Raw genomic sequence first — 23,677 nt, forward strand, 5'->3', positions numbered from 1 at the left:
GAGGGGAGACCATGAAGGCAGTTATTTTGGCGGGTGGCCTGGGCACGCGCATCAGTGAAGAGTCGCACCTCAAGCCGAAACCGATGATCGAGATCGGTGGCAAGCCAATTCTCTGGCACATCATGAAACAGTATTCCGCCCACGGGATTCATGACTTCGTGATTTGCCTTGGCTACAAGGGCTACGCGATCAAAGACTTCTTCGCCAACTACTTCCTGCACACCTCCGACGTGACGTTCGACATGCGTGAAAATCGCATGGACGTTCACCAGAACTACAGCGAACCGTGGCGCGTGACGCTGATCGACACCGGCGAGGAAACCATGACCGGTGGCCGTCTGCGCCGCGCCGCACGCTATCTGGAAAACGAACAAGCCTTCTGCTTCACCTATGGCGACGGCGTCTCCGACCTGAATATCAGCTCGCTGGTGGATTTCCACCTGACTCACGGCAAGTTGGCGACAGTCACCGCCGTACAACCGCCGGGTCGCTATGGCGCGCTGGATCGTGACGGCGACCGGGTTCTCGGTTTCACGGAAAAACCGCGCGGTGACGGTGGCTGGATCAACGGTGGTTTCTTTGTGCTCTCGCCCAAGGTTTTGCCGCTGATCGAAGGCGACGAAACCTCGTGGGAGTCCGGCCCGCTCGACGGTCTGGCCGAGCGCGGCGAGTTGATGGCGTACCAGCACGAAGGCTTCTGGCAGCCAATGGACACCCTGCGTGACAAAAACCACCTCGAAGCGCTGTGGCAGAGCGGGGAGGCCCCATGGAAGCAATGGGCCTGAGTCCTGAGTTCTGGCGCGGCAAGCGGGTTCTGGTCACCGGCCACACCGGTTTCAAGGGCAGCTGGCTGACCCTGTGGCTGCAAAGCCTCGGCGCGCAGGTCAGCGGTTTTTCCCTCGATCCGTCGACCGAGCCGAGCCTGTTCGAACTGGCGCGCGTGAGCGAAGGCATCAACGATCAGCGCGGCGACCTGCGTGACCTCGGCGCCTTGCTCGAGATCATCGCCGACACCGAGCCGGAAATCGTCCTGCACCTGGCGGCCCAGCCGCTGGTGCGCGAAGGTTATCGCGATCCGCTCGGCACTTATTCCAGCAACGTCATGGGCACCCTCAACCTGCTCGAAGCGATTCGTCAGGTTGGTTGCGTGCGGGCCTGCGTGCTGGTGACCACCGACAAGGTCTACGCCAACAAGGAATGGCTGTGGCCGTACCGCGAGGACGAAGCCCTCGGTGGCCACGATCCTTACAGCAGCAGCAAGGCCTGCTGCGAGTTGCTGGCGCAGTCTTACGCGGCATCGTTTTTCCCGGCCGACAAGTACGCCGAGCACGGTCTGGCCCTGGCCACTGCGCGCGCCGGCAATGTGTTGGGCGGCGGTGATTTCGCCCCAGAACGGCTGATTCCCGATGTCCTGAAAGCCTGGTCGGCCGACGAGCCGGTGACCCTGCGTTATCCGCAAGCCGTGCGCCCGTGGCAGCACGCGCTGGAGCCGCTGGCCGGTTATCTGCAACTGGCTGCCGGCCTCTATGAAGATGGCCCGGAATACGCTGGGGCGTGGAACTTCGGTCCGGGCGAAGCGGACATGTGCAGCGTCGGCGAAGTGGTCGAACTGCTCTCCAACCGCTGGCCTCAGGCCCGTGGCCTGCGCCTCGAAAAGAGTGACCTGCACGAAGCCGGCCTGTTGCGTCTGGACAGCAGTCGCGCCCGTCAGGTGCTGGGCTGGCAACCGCGCTGGTCGTTGCAGCAATGCCTGACCCAGACCCTCGACTGGCACCTGGCGTGGCAGAACGGCGACGACATGCGCACCGTGACCCTCGGCCAACTGAACCTGTACCGGGGCGCGCTGTGAGCGAGTTTTCCTTGAAACCGTTGCCGCTGGCCGGGTTGTTCAGCGTCCAGCACAGACGCTTCGAAGATCAGCGCGGGCACTTCGCCCGGCTGTTCTGCGAAGGCAGCCTGAAAGCGTTCGGCAGCGAATTCCACATCCGCCAGATCAACCATTCCTGCACCCGCGAGAAGGGCAGCGTGCGCGGTCTGCATTACCAGAACGCCAATGCGCCGGAAGCCAAACTGATCACCTGCCTGCGCGGTGAAGTGTGGGACGTGGCGGTGGACCTGCGCCCGGACTCGGAAACCTTCCTGCACTGGCACGCCGAGCACCTGAAGGCCGGCGACGGTCGCAGCCTGCTGATTCCGGCCGGTTTCGCCCACGGTTTCCAGACCCTTACCGAAGACGCCGAACTGCTTTATCTGCACAGCACCGATTACGCGCCGGAGCACGAGGGCGGTCTGTCGGTGAACGATCCACGGCTGGCGATCGTCTGGCCGTTGCCTGTCAATAATTTGTCAGCGCGGGATTCCAGCCATCCCGCGCTCGATCAACACTTTGCTGGAGTGCGTCTATGAACTGCCGTGGGTGCGCCGCACCGCTGAGCCTGCCGCTGATCGACCTCGGCACCTCGCCACCGTCCAACGCCTACGTGCCTGCCGATCGGCTGGAGCGGGCCGAACAATGGGTGCCGCTGAAGGTCGCCGTGTGCGAGCAATGCTGGCTGGTCCAGACCGAGGATTACACCTCGGCCGACAGCCTGTTCGACGCCGATTATGCCTACTTCAGTTCGTTCTCCAGCACCTGGCTGGCCCACGCCGAGCGTTATGTGGCGGAGATGGTCGAGCGTTTCGGCCTGACCGCCGACAGCCGCGTGGTGGAAGTCGCGGCCAACGACGGCTACCTGCTGCAATACGTGGCCGGTCGAGGCATCCATTGTCTGGGCGTCGAGCCAACCCGCAGCACCGCGCAGGCGGCACGGGAAAAAGGCCTGGAGATTCGTGAACTGTTCTTCGGTCGCGACACCGCCGCCCAGCTGAAAAGCGAAGGCTGGGCCGCCGACCTGATGGCCGCCAACAACGTGCTTGCTCACGTGCCGGACATCAATGATTTCCTCGGTGGATTCGCCACGCTGCTCAAACCGACCGGCGTCGCTACCTTTGAATTCCCGCAACTGCTGACGCTGATGGCCGGCGCGCAGTTCGACACGCTGTATCACGAACACTATTCGTACCTGTCGTTGACCGCCGTGCAGACACTGTGCGAGTGCAATGGTCTGGAAGTGTTCGACGTCAGCCGGCTGACCACCCATGGCGGATCGCTGCGGGTGTTCGTCCAGCGCAAGGACGGCGAACGCCGCGCCGTGCAGCTGGCCGTGCAACAGCAGTTGCAGGCCGAGCTCGAGGCCGGGGTGAAAACCACCGGGTACTACGCGACGCTGGCGCCGGCCGCCGAACGGATCAAGCATGACCTGCTGCGTTTCCTGTTGCAGGCCAAGGCCGACGGCAAACGTGTGGTCGGCTATGGCGCGGCAGCAAAAGGAAATACCTTGCTCAACTTCGCCGGCGTGAGGACGGATCTGCTGGCCTGGGTCGCCGATGCCAACCCGCACAAGCAGGGCAAGTTCCTGCCGGGCAGCCGCATTCCGATTGTCGCGCCCGAACGCATCGAGCTGGAAAAGCCCGACTACATCCTGGTGCTGCCGTGGAACCTGTTGAGTGAAGTCACGCAGCAACTGGCCTCGGCCAAAACGTGGGGCGCACGCTTTGTCGTCGCCGTTCCGGAGTTGAGCATTCGATGAGCAGAATTCATTACACCAAACCCAGCGTCGGCGAACTCGAAGCCCGCTACACCCTTGACGCCGTGCAGAACGGCTGGGGCGCACGTTGCTACGAATACCTGACCCGCTTCGAGCACGGTTTTGCCGAGCACCTGGGCGCGACCTACGCCATCGCCACCTCCAGTTGCACCGGAGCCCTACACATGGGCATGGCGGCGCTGGGCATCGGCGAAGGCGATGAAGTGATCCTTGGCAACACCAACTGGATCGCCTCGGCGGCGCCCATCACTTATCTGGGCGCCACGCCGGTGTTCGTCGATGTGCTGGCCGACAGCTGGTGCCTCGACCCGCAGCAGGTCAGAAACGCGATCGGCCCGCGCACCAAAGCCATCCTGGCGGTGCATCTGTACGGCAATCTGTGCGACATGGATGCCTTGCTGGCCATCGGCAAGGAATTCGGCATTCCCGTGATCGAGGATGCAGCCGAAGCCATCGGTTCGCAGTGGCGCGGCAGGGCGGCGGGCTCGCTCGGTGCTTTCGGGGCTTTTTCGTTCCATGGCACCAAGACCATGACGACTGGCGAGGGCGGGATGTTCGTCACCTCGGACAAGGCCTTGTACGAGCGCGTGCTGACCCTGTCCAACCACGGTCGGGTGGCCGGCTGCACCAAGCAGTTCTGGCCCGAGTTCGTCGGTTTCAAATACAAGATGAGCAACCTGCAGGCGGCCGTCGGTTGCGCACAGGTCGAGCGGATCGAAGAGTTGATCGCGCGCAAGCGGGCGATCTTTGCCAACTATGCGCAGGCGCTGGAAGGCGTGCCGGGTGTGTCGCTCAATCCCGAGCCGGCTCACGGGCGCAACGGTTACTGGATGCCGACCGTGGTGTTCGATGCCGACACCGGTATCCATCGCGACCAGTTGATCGCAGCGTTCCAGGCCGCCGACATCGATGCCCGGGTGTTCTTCTGGCCGCTGTCGACGCTGCCGATGTTCAGCGGGCACAACGTTGACACGCCGGTGTCATTCGCCCTGCCGGAGCGCGCCTTCAACCTGCCGAGCTATCACGACATGACCGACGCCGATCAGCAGCGCGTCGTGCAAGTGGTGCTGGACTTGCTGGCAAGCAGGCCCGCGCCGTGAAGATGTATCTGCTGGGGGCCGCCAACCCGGAAGCGGTACGCATGCTGCACGCGGTCAAACGCAGTACGCCGAATGTCGAATTCGCGTTTCTGGACAACGATCCGCGCAAGCACCACACGATGTTTTACGGGGTGCCGGTGGTGGGTGGTTCGGAGCGGGTCGCCGAGCTCAATGGGCCGGACGTGCGCTTCGTCAATCTGATCACCGGCAGTACCCGGTTACGCTACGAAACCACGTGTCAGTTGGTAGATGCAGGGGCGAAGCTTGGTCAGTTCATTCATCCCGGCATCGATCTGAGCATGATCCGCATGGGGCAGGGCAGTTATCTGCAGGAAGGCGTGTTGATGCAGGCCGAAGTCGAACTCGGCGACAACACCAGCATCAGCGCCGGCAGCGTCGTGGGACATGAGGGGCGAATCGGTCACTCGGTGTTCATGGCGCCGGGCGTGTGCATCGCCGGCTGTGTGGAAATCGGCGACGGCACGTTTATCGGTACCAACGCCACGATCCTGCCGCGCCTGCGCATCGGTCGCTGGGTGACCATCGGCGCCGGTGCCGTGGTGACAAAAGACGTTCCGGATTTTTCGGTCGTGGTGGGCAATCCCGCCAGGATCATCAAGACCAACACCGTGCCATACCCTGACGCCAGGGTGTTCAGGTAAGCCGTTTTCCCGAATTTTTGGAGAGTCGCAATGAATCCACATGAGCAGTTTCGCGAAGAAGTAAAAGCCAACATCGAAGGCCTGCAACAGGACAAGGCACTGCAAACCGAATCGCTGGGCTGGGTCGGCACCACCGCAAAACACAAGTACACCTACAACTTCAGCTGGATGGGCCGGCCGATCATTCAGTTCCCGCAGGACATGGTCGCCATGCAGGAAATCATCTGGAACCTGCGTCCGGACGTGATCGTTGAAACCGGGATCGCCCACGGCGGTTCGCTGGTGTTCTACGCCTCGATCCTCGAACTGATCGGTCACGGCGAAGTGCTGGGCGTCGACATCGACATCCGCCAGCACAACCGCGAAGCCATTGAAGCGCACCCGATGTTCAAGCGGATCAGCATGATCCAGGGTTCGAGCATCGATACCGCCATCGTCGACCAGGTACGTGATCGCGTGCAGGGCAAGAAAGTGCTGGTGGTGCTGGACTCCAACCATACCCACGAACACGTCCTCGAAGAGCTGCGCCTGTACGCACCACTGGTGTCGGTGGACAGCTATTGCGTGGTGATGGACACCGTGGTCGAAGACATGCCCGAAGACGCCTTCCCGGATCGTCCGTGGGGCAAGGGTGACAACCCGAAAACCGCTGTGTGGGCCTACCTGGAAGAGAACAGCGATTTCGAAATCGATCAGGCCATTCACAGCAAGTTGCTGATCACTGTCGCGCCGGATGGCTATCTGCGTCGCGTTCGTTAATCGACAAAAACAACGTTGAGTTTTCGGCGACTCGCCGCTTGTGGGGAATTTATGCAAGGCAAGAACAGTTCTGGACACGATTTGGCACTCAACGAACAGTTGACCGTTGTGCTGATATCTCACGAACGCCCGGCGTTTCTGCGCAGGGCCGTGCGTTTCTACAGCGCCCTGCCGTGCAGGATCCTGGTGCTGGACTCGTCCGCCGAGGCATTGCCGGGCGTGGCCGGGCAATTTGCCAACGTGGAATATCAGCATCTGCCGCAGTTCGGCTATTGGGGCATCCGCGCCAAGCTGGCCTACGGCGTGCAGCAGTTGCAGACCCCCTACATGGTGTTCGCCGCCGACGATGACTTCCTGGTGCACGATGCCTTGCACCAGGCCGTTGATTTCATGGATGCCAACCCCGACTACAGCTTGTGCCACGGCTACAGCATGATGTACCTGACGCTGGCCAATGGCGTCAGCTACTACCGTCGTGACAAGAAAGTCTGCGAGGACTACTCGGCCGATCGTGCCCAGGATCGCCTGCTGGAATACATGTCCCAGTACCTGCCGCCGTTTTATGCGGTGCAGCGCACCGAGATTCTGCGCGACTGGTATGACGCGATGCCGCAAGACACGATCTTCCAGTGGCAGGAAGTCGGTCACACGTACTACATGCTGGCACGCGGCAAGGCACGTATCCTGCCGATCCCCTATGTTGTGCGTGAAATCAACTATCAGCATTCCGATCACAACACCGAGATCTTTCACTCACTGGCTTACACCGACGCCAAATCGGTGTCCGAGCGAGAGGCGTTTGCCACGTTCCTGGCCGGGTTGCCGACCCAGGTCGAGCATCAGGATCCGCAACAGGGAAAACAGTTTGTCCTGCAAAGTTTCGAAGCCCTGGCCGACAGCCTGCGCACCGGTCGGGCATTGACCGCCGAATTGATTCTGGAGTCGACCTGGACCGACATCGAAGCCGGCCCGCAGCGCCGCTTCGGGCCGAAACAGTACGTCGAAATGCCGTTCTACAATCAGGCGTTCTTCGATCAGTTGACCCAGTTCGAGTTTCTGCTGCACGCCATGCCGGCCGGCCGCATCCAGTTGCAAGGCCTGGAAGGCATCTGGGCCCGCCAGGAAAACCTGATGCAGGCCCGCAACAACGACACACCGGAAAGCGTGGTGGACCGCTTGTGGCAAGCCCACGACGCCAACGTATTCAACCGCACGGTGATCAACCGTCTGGTGGCGCAACTGCAATTGCTGGGCGAGGACGAAGACGCCGAAAAACTGCGTGCGTGGGTCGCTCGACTCGAAGCGGTGTCGCTCGAAGGCAATCAGGCGGTATTCGGCAAAATGCTGACCGGGCGTTTGCTCAAGTGGCTCGATGAGCGTCAGCCGGATGCCGGGCAGGCCCAGGCCATTGCCCGTCAACTGGCGGCCAATGGCGGCAGTCCGCAGTTCGGCATCTTCCTGCTGGATCTGGACAACGACATCGACAAGCTGCAGGTCACCCTGGACAGTCTGCTGGAAGGACACAGCAAGGCATTCAAGGTTGTGGTGTTCACCACCGGTGAACCACCGGCCGCGACCACGGCGCAGAATACCTTGCACTTTGTACGGGTGACCCAGGGCAACTTTGTCGACAAGCTGAACCTGAGCGTCAATCAATCGCCGTGCGACTGGCTGCTGCTGGCCGAAGCGGGCGACGAGTTCACCGCCAGCGGTCTGCTGCGTGCCGGTCTGGAACTGCAGTCGGCCGACGGTTGCCGTGCGGTGGCCACCGATGAAATCCAGCGCAGCGCCGACGGTGCCCTAGTGGACGTGTTCCGTCCGGGCTTCAACCTCGATCTGCTGCAAAGTCTGCCAGCCCTCATGGCGCGGCACTGGCTGATCCGCCGTGAAGTGCTGATCGAGGCGGGTGGTTATCAGGCCGACTTCAGCAAGGCGCTGGAATTCGACCTGTTGCTGCGCATCATCGAGCAGCGTGGTCTGGGCGGCCTCGCGCACCTCGACGAACCACTGCTGATTACCCGCTCTTCGGAGCTGGCAGAGAACACCGATGAACGTCAGGCGCTGCTGCGTCACCTGGGCAATCGTGGCTACAAGGCCAAGATCACCTCGTCGACGCCCGGCACTTACCAGATCGATTATCGCCACACCGAGCAGCCGCTGGTGTCGATCATCCTGCCGGTCAGCGATGATCTGCCGGCCTTGCAACGTTGCCTGGAAGGCGTGTTGCTGAGAACCCGCTACACCCGCTATGAAGTGTTGCTGGCGGCACGGGCTGGTCAGTCAGCCGCCGTCAACGACTGGCTGGGCACCCTGAGCCACGCCAAAGTCCGCGTTCTGCATGCCGATCAACCGCTGAGCGACGCGGCGTTGTGCAACGCCGCCAGCCAGCAGGCGCAAGGCGAGTACCTGGTGCTGATGGCCGCTGACAGCGAAGTCGTCAACCCGAACTGGATCGAGTCGCTGCTCAACCATGCCCAGCGTCCTGAAGTGGGCGTCGTCGGGCCGAAGCTGGTCGACCGCGACGGGAAAGTCTCCCAGGCCGGTCTGATTCTCGGCGCGGATGGCACCGTTGGTTCGGCCTTCATCGGCGAGAAGCACGACGCCGAAGGTTACATGCATCGTCTGCAGGTTGATCAGAACTACTCGGCCGTGTCGGGCGTGTGCCTGATGGTGAGCAAAGAGTTGTTCGACGCCCTGGGCGGGCTGGACGCCAAAAGCTTCGACGAAGGTTTCAGTGACGTCGACCTGTGCCTCAAGGCCGGTCAGGCCGGTTACCTCACCGTGTGGACGCCGCTGGTGCAGGTGCTGCATGACGGGCAACTGTCGCAAGCGCCGCAGGCTCTGGAAGCACTGGCTGAAAAATGGTCCTCCGTCTTCGCTCAGGATTCGGCCGGTAACCCGAACCTGATCCTCAGCGGCAAAGGTTTTGGTCTGAACGAACGTGCTGCGGTGAATTGGGCGCAGTGGCTGGGCTGATGCCTCGGGGTACAGGAAACAGGACTCAAGACATGTTCAACGGTAAATCGATTTTCATCTCCGGTGGCACCGGCTCGTTCGGGCGCAAGTTCATCGCGCGCCTGCTCGAGCAATACCAGCCCAAGCGCGTGGTGGTGTTCTCCCGGGATGAGCTCAAGCAATACGAAATGCAGCAGACGTTCAACGCGCCGTGCATGCGTTACTTCCTCGGTGACGTGCGCGACGCCGATCGTCTGCGCCAGGCCATGCGTGGCATTGATTACGTGGTGCATGCCGCGGCGTTGAAGCAAGTGCCGGCGGCGGAATACAACCCAACCGAATGCATCCGCACCAACGTCAACGGCGCGGAAAACATCATCGCCGCCGCCATCGACAACGGTGTGAAGAAAGTCGTCGCGCTGTCCACCGACAAGGCCGCGAGCCCGATCAACCTGTACGGCGCCACCAAGTTGCTGTCGGACAAGTTGTTCGTCGCGGCCAATAACATTGCCGGTGAGCAACAAACGCGTTTTGCCGTGGTGCGCTACGGCAACGTCGCCGGTTCGCGCGGGTCAGTGGTGCCGTTTTTCAGCAAGCTGATCGCCGATGGCGCGACAGAGCTGCCGATCACCGATGAGCGTATGACCCGCTTCTGGATCACCCTCGATCACGGCGTGCAGTTCGTGCTCGACAGCTTTGCGCGGATGCACGGCGGTGAAGTGTTCGTGCCGAAGATCCCGTCGATTCGCGTGGTCGATCTCGCGCGGGGAATGGCCGAACACCTGCCGCACAAGAACGTCGGCATTCGTCCGGGCGAGAAGCTGCACGAGTTGATGGTGCCGCTGGACGATGCGCGGATGACCCTGGAGTTCGCCGATCACTACACCATCCAGCCGTCGATCCGTTTCACCAGCGTCGACGTGGATTTCGCCGAGGACAAACTCGGTGAGCGTGGGGTGCCGGTCGGCGAAGACTTCGAGTACCGCTCCGACACCAACTCGCACTTCCTTTCGGTGGGGCAGATCGCCGAGCTGCACGCGAAGCTGTCGGTATGATTCCGTACGGTCGGCAAAGCCTCGACCAGGCGGACATCGACGCGGTCGTCGAGGTGTTGCAGTCCGACTGGTTGACCCAGGGGCCGACCATCGAACGCTTCGAGCAGGCGATGGCCGAGCGTTGCCAGGCCGATTTCGCCGTGGCGGTGTGCAACGCCACGGCGGCGCTGCACATTGCCTGTCTGGCGGCGGGCCTCGGCGCGGGCGACCGCTTGTGGACCACGCCGAACACCTTTCTCGCGTCGGCCAACTGCGGCCGTTATTGCGGTGCCGACGTTGACTTCGTCGACATCGACCCGCTGACCTGGAACCTCGATGCTGAAGTTCTGGCGAGCAAACTCGATGTCGCCGAGCGCGACGGCAACTTGCCCAAAGTGCTGGTGGCGGTCGCGTTCTCCGGGCAGAGCTGCGACATGCGGCGGATTGCCGAACTGGCCGTGCGCTACAACTTCACCGTCATTGAAGATGCCTCCCACGCGGTCGGCGCCCGTTACGCCGGGCGTCCGGTGGGCTGCGGTGAATTTGCCGCGATGACCGTGTTCAGCTTCCACCCGGTGAAGATCATCACCAGCGGCGAAGGCGGCATGGTGCTGACCAATCGCCCGGAACTGGCCGAGCGGTTGCAACGCTTGCGCAGCCACGGCATGACTCGCGATCAGCAACAGATGACCGAACCCAGCCACGGCCCGTGGTATTACCAGCAGGTCGAGCTGGGTTTCAATTACCGGATTACCGATCTGCAAGCCGCGCTGGGCCTGTCGCAGTTGGGCAAACTGGACGAGTTCATCGCCCGTCGCCGGGAGCTGGCCGCGCGTTACGACAGCTTGCTGGCGTACTTGCCGGTGACTGTGCCGAGCCTCCAGCCGGAGGCCAAATCGGCCTGGCATCTTTATGTGGTGCGTTTGCAGACCGAGCGCATCAGCCTCAGCCACCGTCAGGTGTTCGAAGGCTTGCGCGCCGCCGGCATCGGCGTGAACCTGCACTACATTCCGCTGCATCTGCAGCCGTACTATCGTGATCTGGGTTTTGCCGAGGGCGACTTTCCCGAAGCCGAGCGTTATTACGCCGAAGCGATCAGCCTGCCGCTGTTTCCGTTGCTGAGCGATCAGCAGCAGGACTACGTGGTCGAACAATTGCGTCGGTTGACTGAATGATTGCCGCCGTGGCGGTGGATGGAAAACGGTAATGCGTGATCTGAGCGAGCAGGAACAATTCTGGCAGGGCGAATTCGGCAATCAGTACGTTGAGCGCAACGTCGGCCAGCCACTGGTGGCGGCCAATCTGGCGTTATTCGCCAAGGCGCTGACCCGGGCCGGGCGGATCGACAGCCTGCTGGAGCTGGGCACCAACGCCGGCAACAACTTGCAGGCGCTGCGTCAGCTGTTGCCCCGCTGTGAGCTGTTCGGGGTCGAAATCAATGCCAGTGCCTGTGCCCAGGCGCGTGCGCTGGAGATTGCGAACATCTGGCACGGTTCGCTGTTCGACTTTCCCCGTGAACGCCAATACGACCTGACCCTGAGCAAAGGCGTGCTGATCCATCTGGCGCCGGAACTACTGGCGACGGCGTATGCGCAGTTGTATGCGTTGAGTTCGCGCTACATCCTGATCGCCGAGTACTACAATCCCTCGCCGGTGGAAGTATCCTATCGCGGCAACAGCGGCAAGCTGTTCAAGCGTGATTTCGCCGGGGAAATGCTTGATCGTTATCCTGATCTGCAACTGCTGGACTACGGCTTCGGTTATCACCGCGATCCGCAATTTCCGGTGGACGACATCACCTGGTTCCTTTTGGAAAAACGTCCTTGAACAACGTCGCAATCATCCCGGCCCGCGGGGGCAGCAAACGCATCCCGCGCAAGAACCTCAAGCCGTTCGACGGTGTGCCGATGATTGTCCGTTCGATTCGCACGGCCCTCGACTCAGGGTTGTTCGAGCAGGTGGTGGTCAGCACCGACGACGCAGAGATCGCCGACGTGGCGCGGGCCAACGGTGCTCACGTGCCGTTCATGCGTCCGGCGGAGCTGGCCGATGATTTCACCGGCACTGCGGCAGTGATCGTGCATGCCTTGCAGCAACTGCCGGCCTTCGAATACGCCTGCTGTGTGTACGCTACGGCGCCGCTGTTGCAGGCGCGGTTTCTGCGTCAGGGCCTGGAGTTGCTGGCGCAGCATCCGGACAAGTCCTTTGCTTTTTCAGTCACCGATTTCGGCTTTCCGGTGCAGCGCGCCCTGACCCTGGACGGGCAGGGCGCACTGACGGCGTTGTACCCCGAGTTTCGTAATACCCGTTCGCAGGATCTGCCGGCTGCCTTTCAGGATGCCGGCCAGTTCTATTGGGGTCGCCGCGAGGCGTGGCTGGGTGGCGAGGTGTTGTATTCGCCGGCCAGTCTGCCGGTGATCCTGCCACGCCATCTGGTGCAGGACATCGATACCGCCGAAGACTGGAAGCGCGCCGAGTATCTTTACGCGGCGCTAAAGGCCGGCGGAGAACTGCAATGAGAGTGCTGATCCGCGCCGACGCCTCGCCGACCATCGGCAGCGGCCACATCGCCCGGTGCCTGACACTGGCGCGAGTACTGCGCACGCAAGGCAGTCATGTCGCGTTCGCCTGTCGTCGTTTGCCGGGGCATCGGCTTGATGCGTTGCAGAGCGAAGGCTTCGAGACCTTCGCGTTGCCGGATCGCTATGCCGGTGAAGACCCGGAGCAGACCATCGAATCGATGCTGCCGTGGCAGGCGGATATCGATGCACTGGCGACGCAGCTGGAAGGGCAGCCTGAGTTTGAATGGGTCATTGCCGACCATTACGGCCTCGACCATCACTGGCAGACCGCAGCTCGTCGCTTCGCACCACGGATCGCCGCCGTCGATGATCTGGCGACCCGTCGCTACAGCGTGGACCTGTTGCTCAATCAGAACCTCTCCGGGCTCAGCGAAAATTATCAGCCGCTGCTGTCGGCCGGTTGCCGAACACTGCTCGGACCGCGCTTCGCCATGCTGCGCGAAGAGTTCAGTGGCCCGGCCATCGAGATCAAACCAGTGGCGCGCCGGGTGCTGGTGAATTTCGGCGGCTTTGATGCGGCACGCCAGACTCATCACGCAATGCTGGCGCTGGCCGATTTTTCCGAGCTGGAAGTGGATTTCGTCGCCGGTGCCGACAACCCGGCCTGGGCAGAGATGCAGGCGCTGGCCGAAACGCGGCCGCACTGGCGGCTGCACAGTTTCGTCAGTGATTTTCATCGGCGCATGACCGAGGCCGACCTGTTTATCGGTGCCGGCGGCGGCACCAGTTGGGAACGCGCGGCCCTGGGCCTGCCGACGATCTGCATTGCGGTGTCGAACAACCAACAGGCCAACGGCGAGGTGATGGCGGCGGCCGGCGCGCATGTGTTCATGGGCGCGCGGGAGCAGGTCAGCGTCGAGCAACTGCGCGAGGCCATCGGCTTTGTCGTGGGCAACTTTTATTTGCGCCAGAGTCTGGCCGAGCGTTCGCGGCAACTGGTCGACGGGCGTGGTGCGCTGCGAGTGGCGGCGGCACTGGCCGGCGCGGTGCTCAAGTTGCGTCCGGCGACGCCGGATAACGCGCAGTTGCTGTTCGATGGACGTAATGCCGAGGCCGTGCGCCGATGGTCGCTGGACAGCGCTGCGATTGATTGGACGCAACATCTGAACTGGCTGGGCGCGAGCCTGCGCAATCCTCAGCGGTTGCTGCTGGTGGCCGAGGCGGATGACGGCCCGGTCGGTGTCCTGCGCTACGATTTGCGCGGCTTTGAGGCAGAGGTTTCGCTGTATCTTTTCGAGGGGCGTTTCGGCCTCGGCTGGGGCAGGGCGCTGCTGGCGCAGGGTGAAGCCTTTGTGGCTGCGCACTGGCCGCAGATGACCGCCATTACCGCCCAGGTATTGCCGGCCAATAGGCCCTCGATGAATGTTTTTCGTGACGCCGGGTTCACCCAGAGTGCCTGCGCGTTCACCAAGGTTTTGAAGGAATCCCGTCAATGAGCAGTTTCAAGATCGGCAACCGCCGGATCGGTGCCGATGCGCCGCCGTTCATCATCGCTGAAATGAGCGGCAACCATAACCAGTCGCTGGACGTCGCCTTGCAGATTGTCGAAGCGGCGGCAAAGGCCGGTGCTCATGCCTTGAAGCTGCAAACCTACACCGCCGAAACCATGACCCTGGATCTGGCCGAAGGCGAATTCTTCATCAAGGATCCGAACAGCCTGTGGGCCGGCACCTCGCTCTATGACTTGTATGAAAAGGCCCACACGCCCTGGGAATGGCATGCGCCGATCTTCGCCCGGGCCAAAGAGCTGGGCGTGCTCGCGTTTTCGACACCGTTCGATGACAGCGCCGTGGACTTTCTCGAAAGCCTCGATGTGCCGGCCTACAAGATCGCCAGTTTCGAGAACACCGATCTGCCGTTGATCCGCCGTGTCGCAGCGACTGGCAAACCGTTGATCATTTCCACCGGCATGGCCAGCCTCGCCGAACTCGACGAAACCGTGCGCGCCGCCCGTGAGGCGGGATGCAAGGATCTGGTGCTGCTCAAGTGCACCAGCACCTACCCGGCGACCCCGATCAACAGCAACGTGCGCACGATTCCGCATCTGCGTGAGCTGTTCGGTTGTGAGGTCGGTCTGTCAGACCACTCGATGGGCGTCGGCGTGTCGGTGGCGGCGGTGGCGCTGGGCGCGACGGTGGTGGAAAAACACTTCACCCTCGACCGTTCTGCCGGTGGGGTGGACGCCAGTTTCTCGCTGGAACCGGCGGAACTGGCCAGCCTGGTGGTCGAGACCGAGCGCGCATGGCAGGCCATGGGCCAGGTGCATTACGGCGTGACCGAGGCTGAGCAAAAGTCGCTGGTTTACCGTCGGTCGCTGTACGTCACGGCCGATATGGCGGCCGGTGAACCCTTCACGGCGGCCAATGTACGTGCCATTCGTCCCGGTCTCGGTCTGCCGCCCAAGCACACCGATGCCGTCCTCGGGCGCCGTGCGCGCCAGCCGATCAAACGCGGTACGCCGCTGAACTGGTCATTGGTCGAATGACCCGATCTGTCATCGATTCGGCAAAATAGCGTGACCTGCGAGTCATAACGCGCATCTTCACTGTATTGTAATGACCGGGGAGATGGCGCCTGGCCCGTTTTCGGTTCCAGTGATAGCCCTTTGCGCTCCCCGTGGCTGCCCGTTGTGGCGGCCGTTTTCTGTTTGTCGGCGCCCCTCGAATCCTTGCGAGCGGTGGTATTGGGCTGTTTATTATTGGGAAGCCGTAATGATTGGCATAAAAAGCATTGCGAGCTACGTTCCTGTAGCCGGCGTGGACAATTACGCACAAGGTGCAAAATTCGAGAAGGATGAAGAATTCATCCTCGGCAAGATCGGTTCGGCCTTCCTCCCACGCAAAGACGCGGAACAGGAAACCTCCGATCTGTGCGTTGAAGCGGCCAATGCGCTGTTTGCCAACAACCCTGAACTGAAACGTGAATCCATCGATGCGCTGATCGTCGTCACCCAGAACGGTGACGAAGAAGGCCTGCCGCACACCGCGGCCATCGTCCAGGACAAACTCGGCCTGCCGACCAATGTCGCGGCGTTCGATATTTCCCTGGGCTGCTCCGGTTACGTCTACGGCATCTATGCGATCAAAGGCTTCATGGAAGCCGCCGGCCTGAAGAATGGTCTGTTGATCACCGCCGACCCGTATTCGAAGATCGTCGATCCGGAAGACCGCAACACCACCATGCTGTTCGGCGATGCCGCCACTGCCACCTGGATGGGCGAAGACCCGGTCTGGGCGCTGGGCAAGGCCAAGTTCGGCACTGACGGTTCCGGCGCACCGCACTTGAAAGTCACCGATGGAGTGTTCTTCATGAACGGCCGTCAGGTGTTCAACTTCGCACTGCTCAAGGTGCCTGCGCATCTGCACGAACTGCTCGACGATTCCGGCCTGAAGGCCGATGACATCGATGCCTTCTGCATTCACCAGGGCAGTGCGGCGATTGTCGACGCCGTGGCACGGCGCTTCGAAGGCGAGCCGGAGAAGTTCATCAAGGACATGGTCGAGACCGGCAACACCGTGTCGTCCAGTGTGCCGCTGCTGCTGGAAAAACACGTGATGGATTCCGATTGGAACCGCATCGCGATCAGTGGTTTCGGCGTCGGTCTGTCGTGGGGTTCGGCGATCATTTATCGTCCTTGAATCGGATAAAAACGGCGGATACAAAAATAGCGTTCAAGGGTTAACCTTGAACGCTATTTTTTTGCCTGAAGGGAGCGCGAGGCGCCATGAGTGAGTTTTTCCAGGCCAATGCTGAAGTCGTCGAGCGACGCTGGCCGGCGCTGTTCGCACGATTGCTGAACGAAGACAGTTCGGCGATCGAGGCTGAGCTGACGCAGGGGCTGGGCTCGACGCTGAGCATTGGCGGCATTCAGCTCACCAGCCGGCATGACCGTGTCCGCGAGGCGCAGATTCAGGCTGCCACCCTGCCAGCGGACAAACCGCAACTGCATGTCTACGGCACCGGCCTCGGGGACTTGCCCACGGTGCTGCTGGAGCGCACCGGGCTCGAGCGCTTGTATGTGCACATCCTCAACGGCGCGCTGTTTGCCCTGGTGCTGCAATTGCTCGATCAACGGGAGTGGTTGCAGGACCCGCGAGTTGAATTGCTCTACGCCGGCGACCTGTCCGACATCTGCACGCCGTTCTTCGCATTGCCTGCCGAGATGTTGCTGGCCGATGACTTCAACGCGAAGATCCGCGATCGGCTGGTCAGCGAAGTGCACCTGAGCTTCAACAATCGTGAATTCGATCCGCAGTCACCGTTCATTCAACAGCGTCTGCAGGACTGTTTGCCGGTAGTGCTGGCTGACGATGATGTGGCAACGCTGTTCGGCACCTGTGCCGGTCGGGAGATCTATGTGATCGGCACCGGCCCGACGCTGGAACAGCATTTCGAACGTCTGGCCGCGATCCGCGAGCGGGCCGGGCGTCCGTTGATCATTTGTGTCGATACCGCGTACCGGCCGCTGCGCGAGCACGGGATCGTGCCCGACTATGTGGTGAGTATCGATCAGCGCATCAGCTTCCGGCATTTGCCATTCGAGGAATCCGACGGCATCCCGCTGGTGTATCTGCCCATGAGTGATCCTGAGGTGCTGAGGGCCTGGAAGGGCAAGCGTTATGGTGGCTATTCGGCCAGTCCGGTCTACGCGGCATTGCGTGAGCAGCACCCGAGGGCGCTGCTGCATGTGGGTGGCAGTGTGATTCACCCGGCCGTGGACCTGGCGGTGAAGATGGGCGCTGCACGCATCACGCTGTTCGGTGCCGATTTTGCCTTCCCGATGAATAAGACCCATGCCGGCTGGAATGACGGTGACCTGGGGCCGTCGGTGAATCAGGCGCGGCACTGGGTGCGTGACGGGTATGGCCAGCGCGTCAGTACCCAGCTCAATTTTCGCGGCTATCTGTGCGTGCTGGAGCGATACATCGCCAGTCAGCCGCAGGTGGCGTTTTTCAATAGCAGCCGCGCGGGGGCACAGATTGCCGGGACGGGTTTCAATCAGGAGTTCGTGCAATGACTGCGCTGCAATCATGGGTAGATGAATGCCACCAGTGCGCCGGGCTGTTCCGCTTGGGGCGTGATGTCGAGGCCGCGTTGACCATGGTCGATGTGTTTGAGGGCGCGCAGCAGTCATTGCTGTTGGCCGGCGCGCAGACGCAGCGAGTCTGGGCGCAGTTGCTCACGCAAATGCTCGCGTGTCAGGAGCGTCAGGACTGGCTGGGTCTTGCCGATTTCATGGAGTACGAGTTGATTCAATTGCTGGAAGAATCGTCCGCCTGAAGAGGAGCGAAGGCGCTGGCCCGCCGGTTTGCGCCACGGACGGTTTTATGACGTCATTTTTTCGAAGGTAAAGTGCTGCTAAGTCTTTGTTTTCTAGGGGGTGGCAGGGTGATGGCAAATTTTTTCAAAAAAGCCCTCAAGCAACCTGCAAACCCGACGATAACTATTACGAAGGTTCTCTAGGCCATACCCGGCGGTTGCCAGGGCCGGAAGCCGCAGTACCCAACCAACGAGGAATTCGTCATGGCTTTAACAGTAAACACCAACACCACGTCGTTGAACGTTCAGAAAAACCTGAACCGCGCTTCCGACGCTCTGTCGACTTCGATGCAGCGCCTGTCTTCCGGCCTGAAAATCAACAGCGCTAAAGACGACGCCGCCGGCCTGCAAATCGCTACCCGTATGTCCTCGCAGATCCGTGGTAACACCCAGGCGATCCAGAACGCCAACGACGGTATCTCCGTTGCCCAGACCGCTGAAGGCGCTCTGCAAGCTTCGACCGACATCCTGCAGCGTATGCGTGAACTGGCTGTTAAAGCTCGTAACGGTACCAACGGCACTGCTGACCAGACCGCAACCAACGCTGAATTCGCTCAGATGTCTGACGAAATCACCCGTATCTCGGCTGCTACCAACCTGAACGGCAAAAACCTGCTGGACGGTTCGGCTGGTACTGTAACTCTGCAAGTTGGCGCCAACACTGGCTCCGCCAACCACATCGACCTGGTACTTAGCGGCAAGTTCGACGCCGTCAGCCTGTCGGTAGGTAGCGGTACTGTTGTTCTGACCGGTGCTACTTCCGCAGCCGCCGCTTCGAACATCGACAACGCGATCACCGCGATCGACGCTGCAATTGCGAACATCAACGCCACTCGCGCCGCTCTGGGTGCTTCGCAAAACCGTCTGACCAGCACCATCCAGAACTTGCAGAACATCACCGAGAACACCACTGCTGCACAAGGTCGCGTACAAGATACCGACTTCGCCGCAGAGACTGCTAACCTGACCAAGCAGCAAACCCTGCAACAGGCTTCGACCTCTGTTCTGGCTCAAGCCAACCAACTGCCTTCCGCTGTACTGAAGCTGCTTCAGTAATTTCGGAATGAGTTTTAGCGGGGGAGTGCGCTTGCGTGCTCTCTCGCTTTTTACGTTATGAGGTGATGAGCATGGACATGAGCGTCAAGCTTAACGTGTCTTATCCGGCTCCCAAGCCAGCCAATACCGTTACCGACAAACCGTCGGAAACCAAGCCTCAGACCGTTGATGCTGTTCCTGCCTCGAAAAAGAGCCAGGAATCAGATGAAACCAAGCTGAAGCTGGCGGTGCAGGAGATCGAGAAATTCGTTCAGTCGATCAAGCGCAATCTGGAGTTCTCGATCGATGAGCATTCCGGCAAGGTGATTGTCAAGGTGATCGCAAGCGAGACGGGCGAGGTCGTACGACAGATCCCTTCCGCAGAAGCACTCAAGCTGGCAGATAGTCTGGCCAACGCGAGTCACGTGTTGTTCGACGCCAAAGTCTGATAACTGGCATGAATAGTGTTTGAAGTTCTTTAGACGCAAGTAGTGGTCAAAAGACTGGCAACAACCCAAGGGAGAAGCACATGGCAAGTCCAATTTTACCGGGTTCGGGCCTGGGTTCCGGCCTGGACATCGGTGCGATCGTTACAGCACTGGTCAATGCCGACAAGTCGCCGAAGCAGACGCAGATCGACAACGCCACCAAAACCAACACGCTGAAGATTTCCGGTATCGGCACGTTGAAGAGTGCGCTGACCGCATTCCAGACGGCGATGACCAACCTGGGCAGCAAGACCAATCCAGCATTTGCGGGTTACACGGCGACTTCGGGTACTCCGGCCGTGTTGGGTGTTTCTGCGGATAACACTGCAGTCTCGGGTACTTATAGTGTTGTAGTGAATAAGCTGGCCACCGGCTCGAAAATAGCCAGTGCATCCTTTGCCGGCGGTGCTGCCAGTGCCATTCCGAGTGGTACCCTGAAAATCAGTCAGAATGGCACTGATTACAATGTCACGATCCCGGCCAATGCGACCTTGCAGAGCACCCGGGATGCGATCAACTCGGCTCAGGCCGTCAATGGTATTTCCGCCAACATCGTAACCGACAGCTCGGGTGCTTCGCGCCTGGTGATCAGTTCGAGCAAGACCGGCGCCGGCTCCGACATGAAAGTCAGCGGCATTGCCGGTCTGGAAATCGACGGCACCCAGACCATGGGCACCAACCCGGCCGCCGGCGCTTCTGGCGCGGTCAACGGCCTTGCTCAGGACGCGTCGCTGACCATTGACGGCCTGGCGGTGACCAGCAAGAGCAACACGGTCACCGGCGCCATCAGTGGCCTGACGATGAATCTGACGACGGTCAGTGCCGGTGATCCACCCTCGACACCTGTCACAGTGACTGTCGACGGTAACACCAAGGGATTGCAGACGTCGGTTCAGGCGTTCGTCGATGCCTACAATACCTTGAAAAACACCATCGATTCGTTGTCCAAGGCGACGCCGGACGAAGATGGCAAGCTGACCGTTCAGGCGGCGTTCACTGGCGACTCGCTGGCGCGTTCCTTGATTGCCGATATCCGCGGGCAGATTACGGCCCCGAGTGCGACTGCTGGCAGTCCGATTGCTTATCTCTCGCAGCTGGGCGTCATGACCGACCGCAACACCGGTAACCTGACGTTCGACACGACTGCGTTCAACAAGGCCATGTCTACGCCGGGCATGAGCGGCAAAGTCCAGGAGATGTTCACTGGCACCAACGACACCAATGGTCTGTTGGCGCGCATGAGCAAGGCGGTTGACCCATATCTCAAGGCTTCGGCTGATGGCAAGACCACCACCGGTCTGCTGGATCAGCGCCTGACTATCCTGAACAACAATACGCGCAACATTACGTCCCAGCAGTTGGCTCTGGACCTGCGTGTCGCCAACCTGACCAAGACGTTGACTGCTAAGTACAACGCCATGGACTTGCTGGTAGGGCAGATGAAAGCGACGGCGAGCAACATTACGTCGTTCTTCAGTTCGCTGAACGCCCAGCAGTCTGCGAAGTAACATGTAATAGCGACAAAAACCCGGCTACGCTTTCGAGCGTGTGCCGGGTTTTTGTCTTATGGTCTAAAGTTTTCTGGCTTGCAGGCGATACACTGCTCATACGAGTCATAGTTGCAAATGAGGTAGAACATGAATCCGATGTTGGCCCTTCGGCAATACCAGAAAGTCGGCGCTCAGGCCCAGACGTCCGAAGCGAGTCCCCACCGTCTGGTGCAAATGCTGATGGAAGGTGGTCTGGACCGTATCGCTCAGGCAAAGGGCGCCATCGAGCGCAAGGACATTGCCGCCAAGTGCACGGCGATCAGCAAGGCCATCGGCATCGTCAGCGGCTTGCGTGAAGGTCTGGATCTGGAAAAGTCTGCCGATACGCTGGCTGATCTGGACGGTCTTTATATCTACATGATGAAGCGTCTCGCCGAGGCGAACATCAGCAGCGATCCGCGCATTCTTGATGAGGTTGCCGGCTTGCTGAGCACCGTCAAGGAAGGCTGGGATGCGATCGCACCTGCGCCCGCTCCGCAGTTCTGAGGAGATCACCATGAGTCTTGTTTTGCAGCGAATCGAAGAAACCCGAGTAGCGCTGGTCGGTGCCCTGGCCGAGCGCAACTGGGAAGCCATCGGTCAATTGGACCTCGATTGCCGTTCCTGCATGGAAGATGTCTTGAGTGAAGCCTCGGTGGACGAGGTCGCGTTGCGCGATAATCTGGAAGAGTTGCTGCATGTCTACAAGCAGCTTCTGGAAGTGGCGATGGGTGAGCGTCAGGCGATAGTCGACGAGATGTCGCAGATCACCCAAGCGCAGAACGCGGCAAAGGTTTACCATCTGTTTGGTTAATTAACCCCCAGTTAATCCAGACATGTGCGCCATAAATTTGACTGTGCACGGTTTTTTGACTTAACTAGTGGCTGTTTTCAGATTTCAGGCGTCTACAGGCACAAGGTGTCCTGCAAGCGTCTCGCTTGCCCCTCATTTTGGGCATTGAGTTGACTAGGGAAGTTGCTATTGCATGTGGCGTGAAACCAAAATTCTGCTGATCGATGACGATAGCGTCCGCCGCCGCGACCTGGCGGTGATCTTAAATTTTCTTGGCGAAGAAAATTTACCCTGCGGAAGCCATGACTGGCAGCAGGCAGTCGGCTCTTTGTCGTCTAGTCGTGAGGTCATTTGCGTACTGATCGGGACGGTTAATGCTCCTGGTGCGCTTTTGGGCTTGCTAAAGACACTCTCAACCTGGGATGAGTTCCTTCCGGTTTTGCTGATGGGCGATAATTCTTCGGTGGACCTGCCCGAAGACCAACGCCGCCGGGTACTTTCGACCCTCGAAATGCCACCGAGCTACAGCAAACTGCTGGACTCCCTGCACCGTGCTCAGGTCTATCGCGAAATGTACGACCAGGCCCGTGAGCGTGGCCGGCATCGCGAACCCAACCTGTTCCGCAGCCTCGTCGGCACCAGTCGCGCGATCCAGCACGTGCGTCAGATGATGCAGCAAGTGGCCGACACCGACGCCAGCGTACTGATCCTCGGCGAGTCCGGTACCGGCAAGGAAGTGGTTGCGCGCAATCTGCATTACCACTCCAAGCGTCGCGACGCGCCGTTCGTACCGGTCAACTGCGGGGCGATCCCGGCCGAGTTGCTGGAAAGCGAACTGTTCGGTCATGAGAAGGGCGCCTTCACCGGCGCGATCACCAGCCGTGCCGGCCGCTTCGAGCTGGCCAACGGCGGTACGCTGTTCCTCGACGAAATCGGCGACATGCCGCTGCCGATGCAGGTCAAGCTGCTGCGCGTGCTGCAGGAGCGCACCTTCGAGCGCGTGGGCAGCAACAAAACCCAGAGCGTCGACGTGCGCATCATCGCCGCGACCCACAAGAATCTCGAAAGCATGATCGAGATCGGCACCTTCCGCGAAGATCTCTACTACCGCCTGAACGTGTTCCCGATCGAGATGGCGCCGCTGCGTGAGCGCGTCGAAGACATTCCGCTGCTGATGAACGAGCTGATCTCGCGCATGGAGCACGAGAAGCGCGGTTCGATCCGCTTCAACTCCGCCGCAATCATGTCCCTGTGCCGCCACGGCTGGCCGGGCAACGTCCGCGAACTGGCCAACCTGGTGGAGCGCATGGCGATCATGCACCCGTACGGGGTGATCGGCGTGGTCGAGTTGCCGAAGAAATTCCGCTACGTCGACGACGAAGACGAGCAAATGGTCGACAGCCTGCGCAGCGACCTGGAAGAGCGCGTGGCGATCAACGGCCATACGCCGGACTTCAGCGCCAACGCCCTGTTGCCGCCGGAAGGTCTGGATCTGAAGGACTACCTCGGTGGTCTGGAGCAGGGCCTGATCCAGCAGGCACTGGACGATGCCAATGGTATCGTGGCTCGCGCCGCCGAGCGCCTGCGTATTCGCCGCACCACGCTGGTGGAGAAGATGCGCAAGTACGGCATGAGCCGTCGTGAAGGTGATGAACAGGCGGATGATTGACGCCTGTTTTTCAACTGCTTCATTTATAAGCGGTTTTTTTTAGGCACGGGTATTGCTATGTCCCTCGCAACGTTCCGTTTCACTGACGGTCAGCCAAGCGAGAAA

Annotated in this window: 23 protein-coding genes; all 23 read left to right on the plus strand. The window is 60.7% G+C overall.

Annotated features, from left to right (window positions below):
* Positions 1-11: 11 nt before the first annotated feature.
* The 23 genes from rfbF to CAF76_RS08530 all read left to right on the plus strand — a co-directional run bounded on the left by rfbF (position 12) and on the right by CAF76_RS08530 (position 23,572).
* Positions 12-785 carry a glucose-1-phosphate cytidylyltransferase gene (rfbF, locus tag CAF76_RS08420; protein ID WP_085648540.1) on the plus strand — a complete coding sequence of 258 codons (774 nt, stop codon included), beginning with the start codon at positions 12-14 and terminating at the stop codon, positions 783-785.
* A complete protein-coding gene (rfbG, locus tag CAF76_RS08425) occupies positions 767-1,849 on the plus strand; it encodes a CDP-glucose 4,6-dehydratase (protein ID WP_085648539.1) in 1,083 nt (360 codons plus the stop codon). The genes rfbF and rfbG overlap by 19 nt, the downstream gene beginning before the upstream one ends.
* Positions 1,846-2,406: a dTDP-4-dehydrorhamnose 3,5-epimerase family protein gene (locus tag CAF76_RS08430; RefSeq protein WP_085648538.1), complete on the plus strand. Its 561-nt coding sequence runs from the start codon at positions 1,846-1,848 to the stop codon at positions 2,404-2,406. Before rfbG ends, CAF76_RS08430 begins: the two co-directional genes overlap by 4 nt.
* Positions 2,403-3,629: a class I SAM-dependent methyltransferase gene (locus CAF76_RS08435; protein WP_085648537.1), complete on the plus strand. Its 1,227-nt coding sequence runs from the start codon at positions 2,403-2,405 to the stop codon at positions 3,627-3,629. Before CAF76_RS08430 ends, CAF76_RS08435 begins: the two co-directional genes overlap by 4 nt.
* The gene (locus tag CAF76_RS08440) at positions 3,626-4,747 is read left to right on the plus strand and encodes a DegT/DnrJ/EryC1/StrS aminotransferase family protein (protein ID WP_064594311.1); all 1,122 of its coding nucleotides are present in this window, start codon (positions 3,626-3,628) and stop codon (positions 4,745-4,747) included. The genes CAF76_RS08435 and CAF76_RS08440 overlap by 4 nt, the downstream gene beginning before the upstream one ends.
* A complete protein-coding gene (locus CAF76_RS08445) occupies positions 4,744-5,409 on the plus strand; it encodes an acetyltransferase (RefSeq protein WP_064594314.1) in 666 nt (221 codons plus the stop codon). The genes CAF76_RS08440 and CAF76_RS08445 overlap by 4 nt, the downstream gene beginning before the upstream one ends.
* Before the next feature lie 30 nt (positions 5,410-5,439).
* Positions 5,440-6,168, plus strand: coding sequence for a cephalosporin hydroxylase family protein (locus tag CAF76_RS08450; RefSeq protein ID WP_085648536.1), 729 nt, complete (start codon positions 5,440-5,442; stop codon positions 6,166-6,168).
* 51 nt (positions 6,169-6,219) lie between these two features.
* Positions 6,220-9,144 carry a TIGR00180 family glycosyltransferase gene (locus CAF76_RS08455; RefSeq protein WP_085648535.1) on the plus strand — a complete coding sequence of 975 codons (2,925 nt, stop codon included), beginning with the start codon at positions 6,220-6,222 and terminating at the stop codon, positions 9,142-9,144.
* 32 nt (positions 9,145-9,176) lie between these two features.
* Positions 9,177-10,178 (plus strand): UDP-N-acetylglucosamine 4,6-dehydratase (inverting), encoded by a 1,002-nt coding sequence (pseB, locus tag CAF76_RS08460; protein ID WP_085648534.1) that lies wholly within the window; start codon positions 9,177-9,179, stop codon positions 10,176-10,178.
* On the plus strand, positions 10,175-11,332 hold the full coding sequence (gene pseC, locus CAF76_RS08465) for a UDP-4-amino-4,6-dideoxy-N-acetyl-beta-L-altrosamine transaminase (protein WP_085648533.1): 1,158 nt from the start codon (positions 10,175-10,177) through the stop codon (positions 11,330-11,332). The genes pseB and pseC overlap by 4 nt, the downstream gene beginning before the upstream one ends.
* Before the next feature lie 31 nt (positions 11,333-11,363).
* Complete coding sequence (locus tag CAF76_RS08470; RefSeq protein WP_085648532.1) at positions 11,364-11,984, plus strand: pseudaminic acid biosynthesis-associated methylase; 621 nt, start codon at positions 11,364-11,366, stop codon at positions 11,982-11,984.
* Positions 11,981-12,676, plus strand: coding sequence for a pseudaminic acid cytidylyltransferase (pseF, locus tag CAF76_RS08475; RefSeq protein ID WP_085648531.1), 696 nt, complete (start codon positions 11,981-11,983; stop codon positions 12,674-12,676). Before CAF76_RS08470 ends, pseF begins: the two co-directional genes overlap by 4 nt.
* Complete coding sequence (gene pseG, locus CAF76_RS08480; RefSeq protein ID WP_085648530.1) at positions 12,673-14,175, plus strand: UDP-2,4-diacetamido-2,4,6-trideoxy-beta-L-altropyranose hydrolase; 1,503 nt, start codon at positions 12,673-12,675, stop codon at positions 14,173-14,175. Before pseF ends, pseG begins: the two co-directional genes overlap by 4 nt.
* Positions 14,172-15,224, plus strand: a complete 1,053-nt coding sequence (gene pseI / locus CAF76_RS08485) for a pseudaminic acid synthase (protein ID WP_085648529.1) — start codon at positions 14,172-14,174, stop codon at positions 15,222-15,224. The genes pseG and pseI overlap by 4 nt, the downstream gene beginning before the upstream one ends.
* A 226-nt stretch (positions 15,225-15,450) precedes the next feature.
* On the plus strand, positions 15,451-16,377 hold the full coding sequence (locus tag CAF76_RS08490) for a ketoacyl-ACP synthase III (protein WP_085611535.1): 927 nt from the start codon (positions 15,451-15,453) through the stop codon (positions 16,375-16,377).
* A gap of 86 nt (positions 16,378-16,463) precedes the next feature.
* Positions 16,464-17,756: a motility associated factor glycosyltransferase family protein gene (locus CAF76_RS08495; protein WP_085648528.1), complete on the plus strand. Its 1,293-nt coding sequence runs from the start codon at positions 16,464-16,466 to the stop codon at positions 17,754-17,756.
* Positions 17,753-18,019, plus strand: coding sequence for a hypothetical protein (locus tag CAF76_RS08500; protein ID WP_085648527.1), 267 nt, complete (start codon positions 17,753-17,755; stop codon positions 18,017-18,019). The genes CAF76_RS08495 and CAF76_RS08500 overlap by 4 nt, the downstream gene beginning before the upstream one ends.
* A 243-nt stretch (positions 18,020-18,262) precedes the next feature.
* On the plus strand, positions 18,263-19,114 hold the full coding sequence (locus CAF76_RS08505) for a flagellin domain-containing protein (protein WP_064594348.1): 852 nt from the start codon (positions 18,263-18,265) through the stop codon (positions 19,112-19,114).
* A gap of 71 nt (positions 19,115-19,185) precedes the next feature.
* A complete protein-coding gene (locus tag CAF76_RS08510) occupies positions 19,186-19,542 on the plus strand; it encodes a flagellar protein FlaG (RefSeq protein ID WP_064594351.1) in 357 nt (118 codons plus the stop codon).
* A gap of 80 nt (positions 19,543-19,622) precedes the next feature.
* Entirely contained in the window at positions 19,623-21,089 is a 1,467-nt protein-coding gene (gene fliD / locus CAF76_RS08515; RefSeq protein ID WP_064594352.1) for a flagellar filament capping protein FliD, read from the plus strand.
* A gap of 129 nt (positions 21,090-21,218) precedes the next feature.
* The gene (fliS, locus tag CAF76_RS08520) at positions 21,219-21,617 is read left to right on the plus strand and encodes a flagellar export chaperone FliS (protein WP_064594357.1); all 399 of its coding nucleotides are present in this window, start codon (positions 21,219-21,221) and stop codon (positions 21,615-21,617) included.
* Positions 21,618-21,627: 10 nt separating this feature from the next.
* Complete coding sequence (locus tag CAF76_RS08525; protein WP_039765621.1) at positions 21,628-21,924, plus strand: hypothetical protein; 297 nt, start codon at positions 21,628-21,630, stop codon at positions 21,922-21,924.
* Between the two features lie 172 nt (positions 21,925-22,096).
* On the plus strand, positions 22,097-23,572 hold the full coding sequence (locus CAF76_RS08530; RefSeq protein ID WP_039765583.1) for a sigma-54 dependent transcriptional regulator: 1,476 nt from the start codon (positions 22,097-22,099) through the stop codon (positions 23,570-23,572).
* Positions 23,573-23,677: the final 105 nt, after the last annotated feature.

This window comes from Pseudomonas sp. B40(2017) (assembly GCF_002112855.1).
GTDB classification, from domain to species: domain Bacteria; phylum Pseudomonadota; class Gammaproteobacteria; order Pseudomonadales; family Pseudomonadaceae; genus Aquipseudomonas; species Aquipseudomonas pharyngis.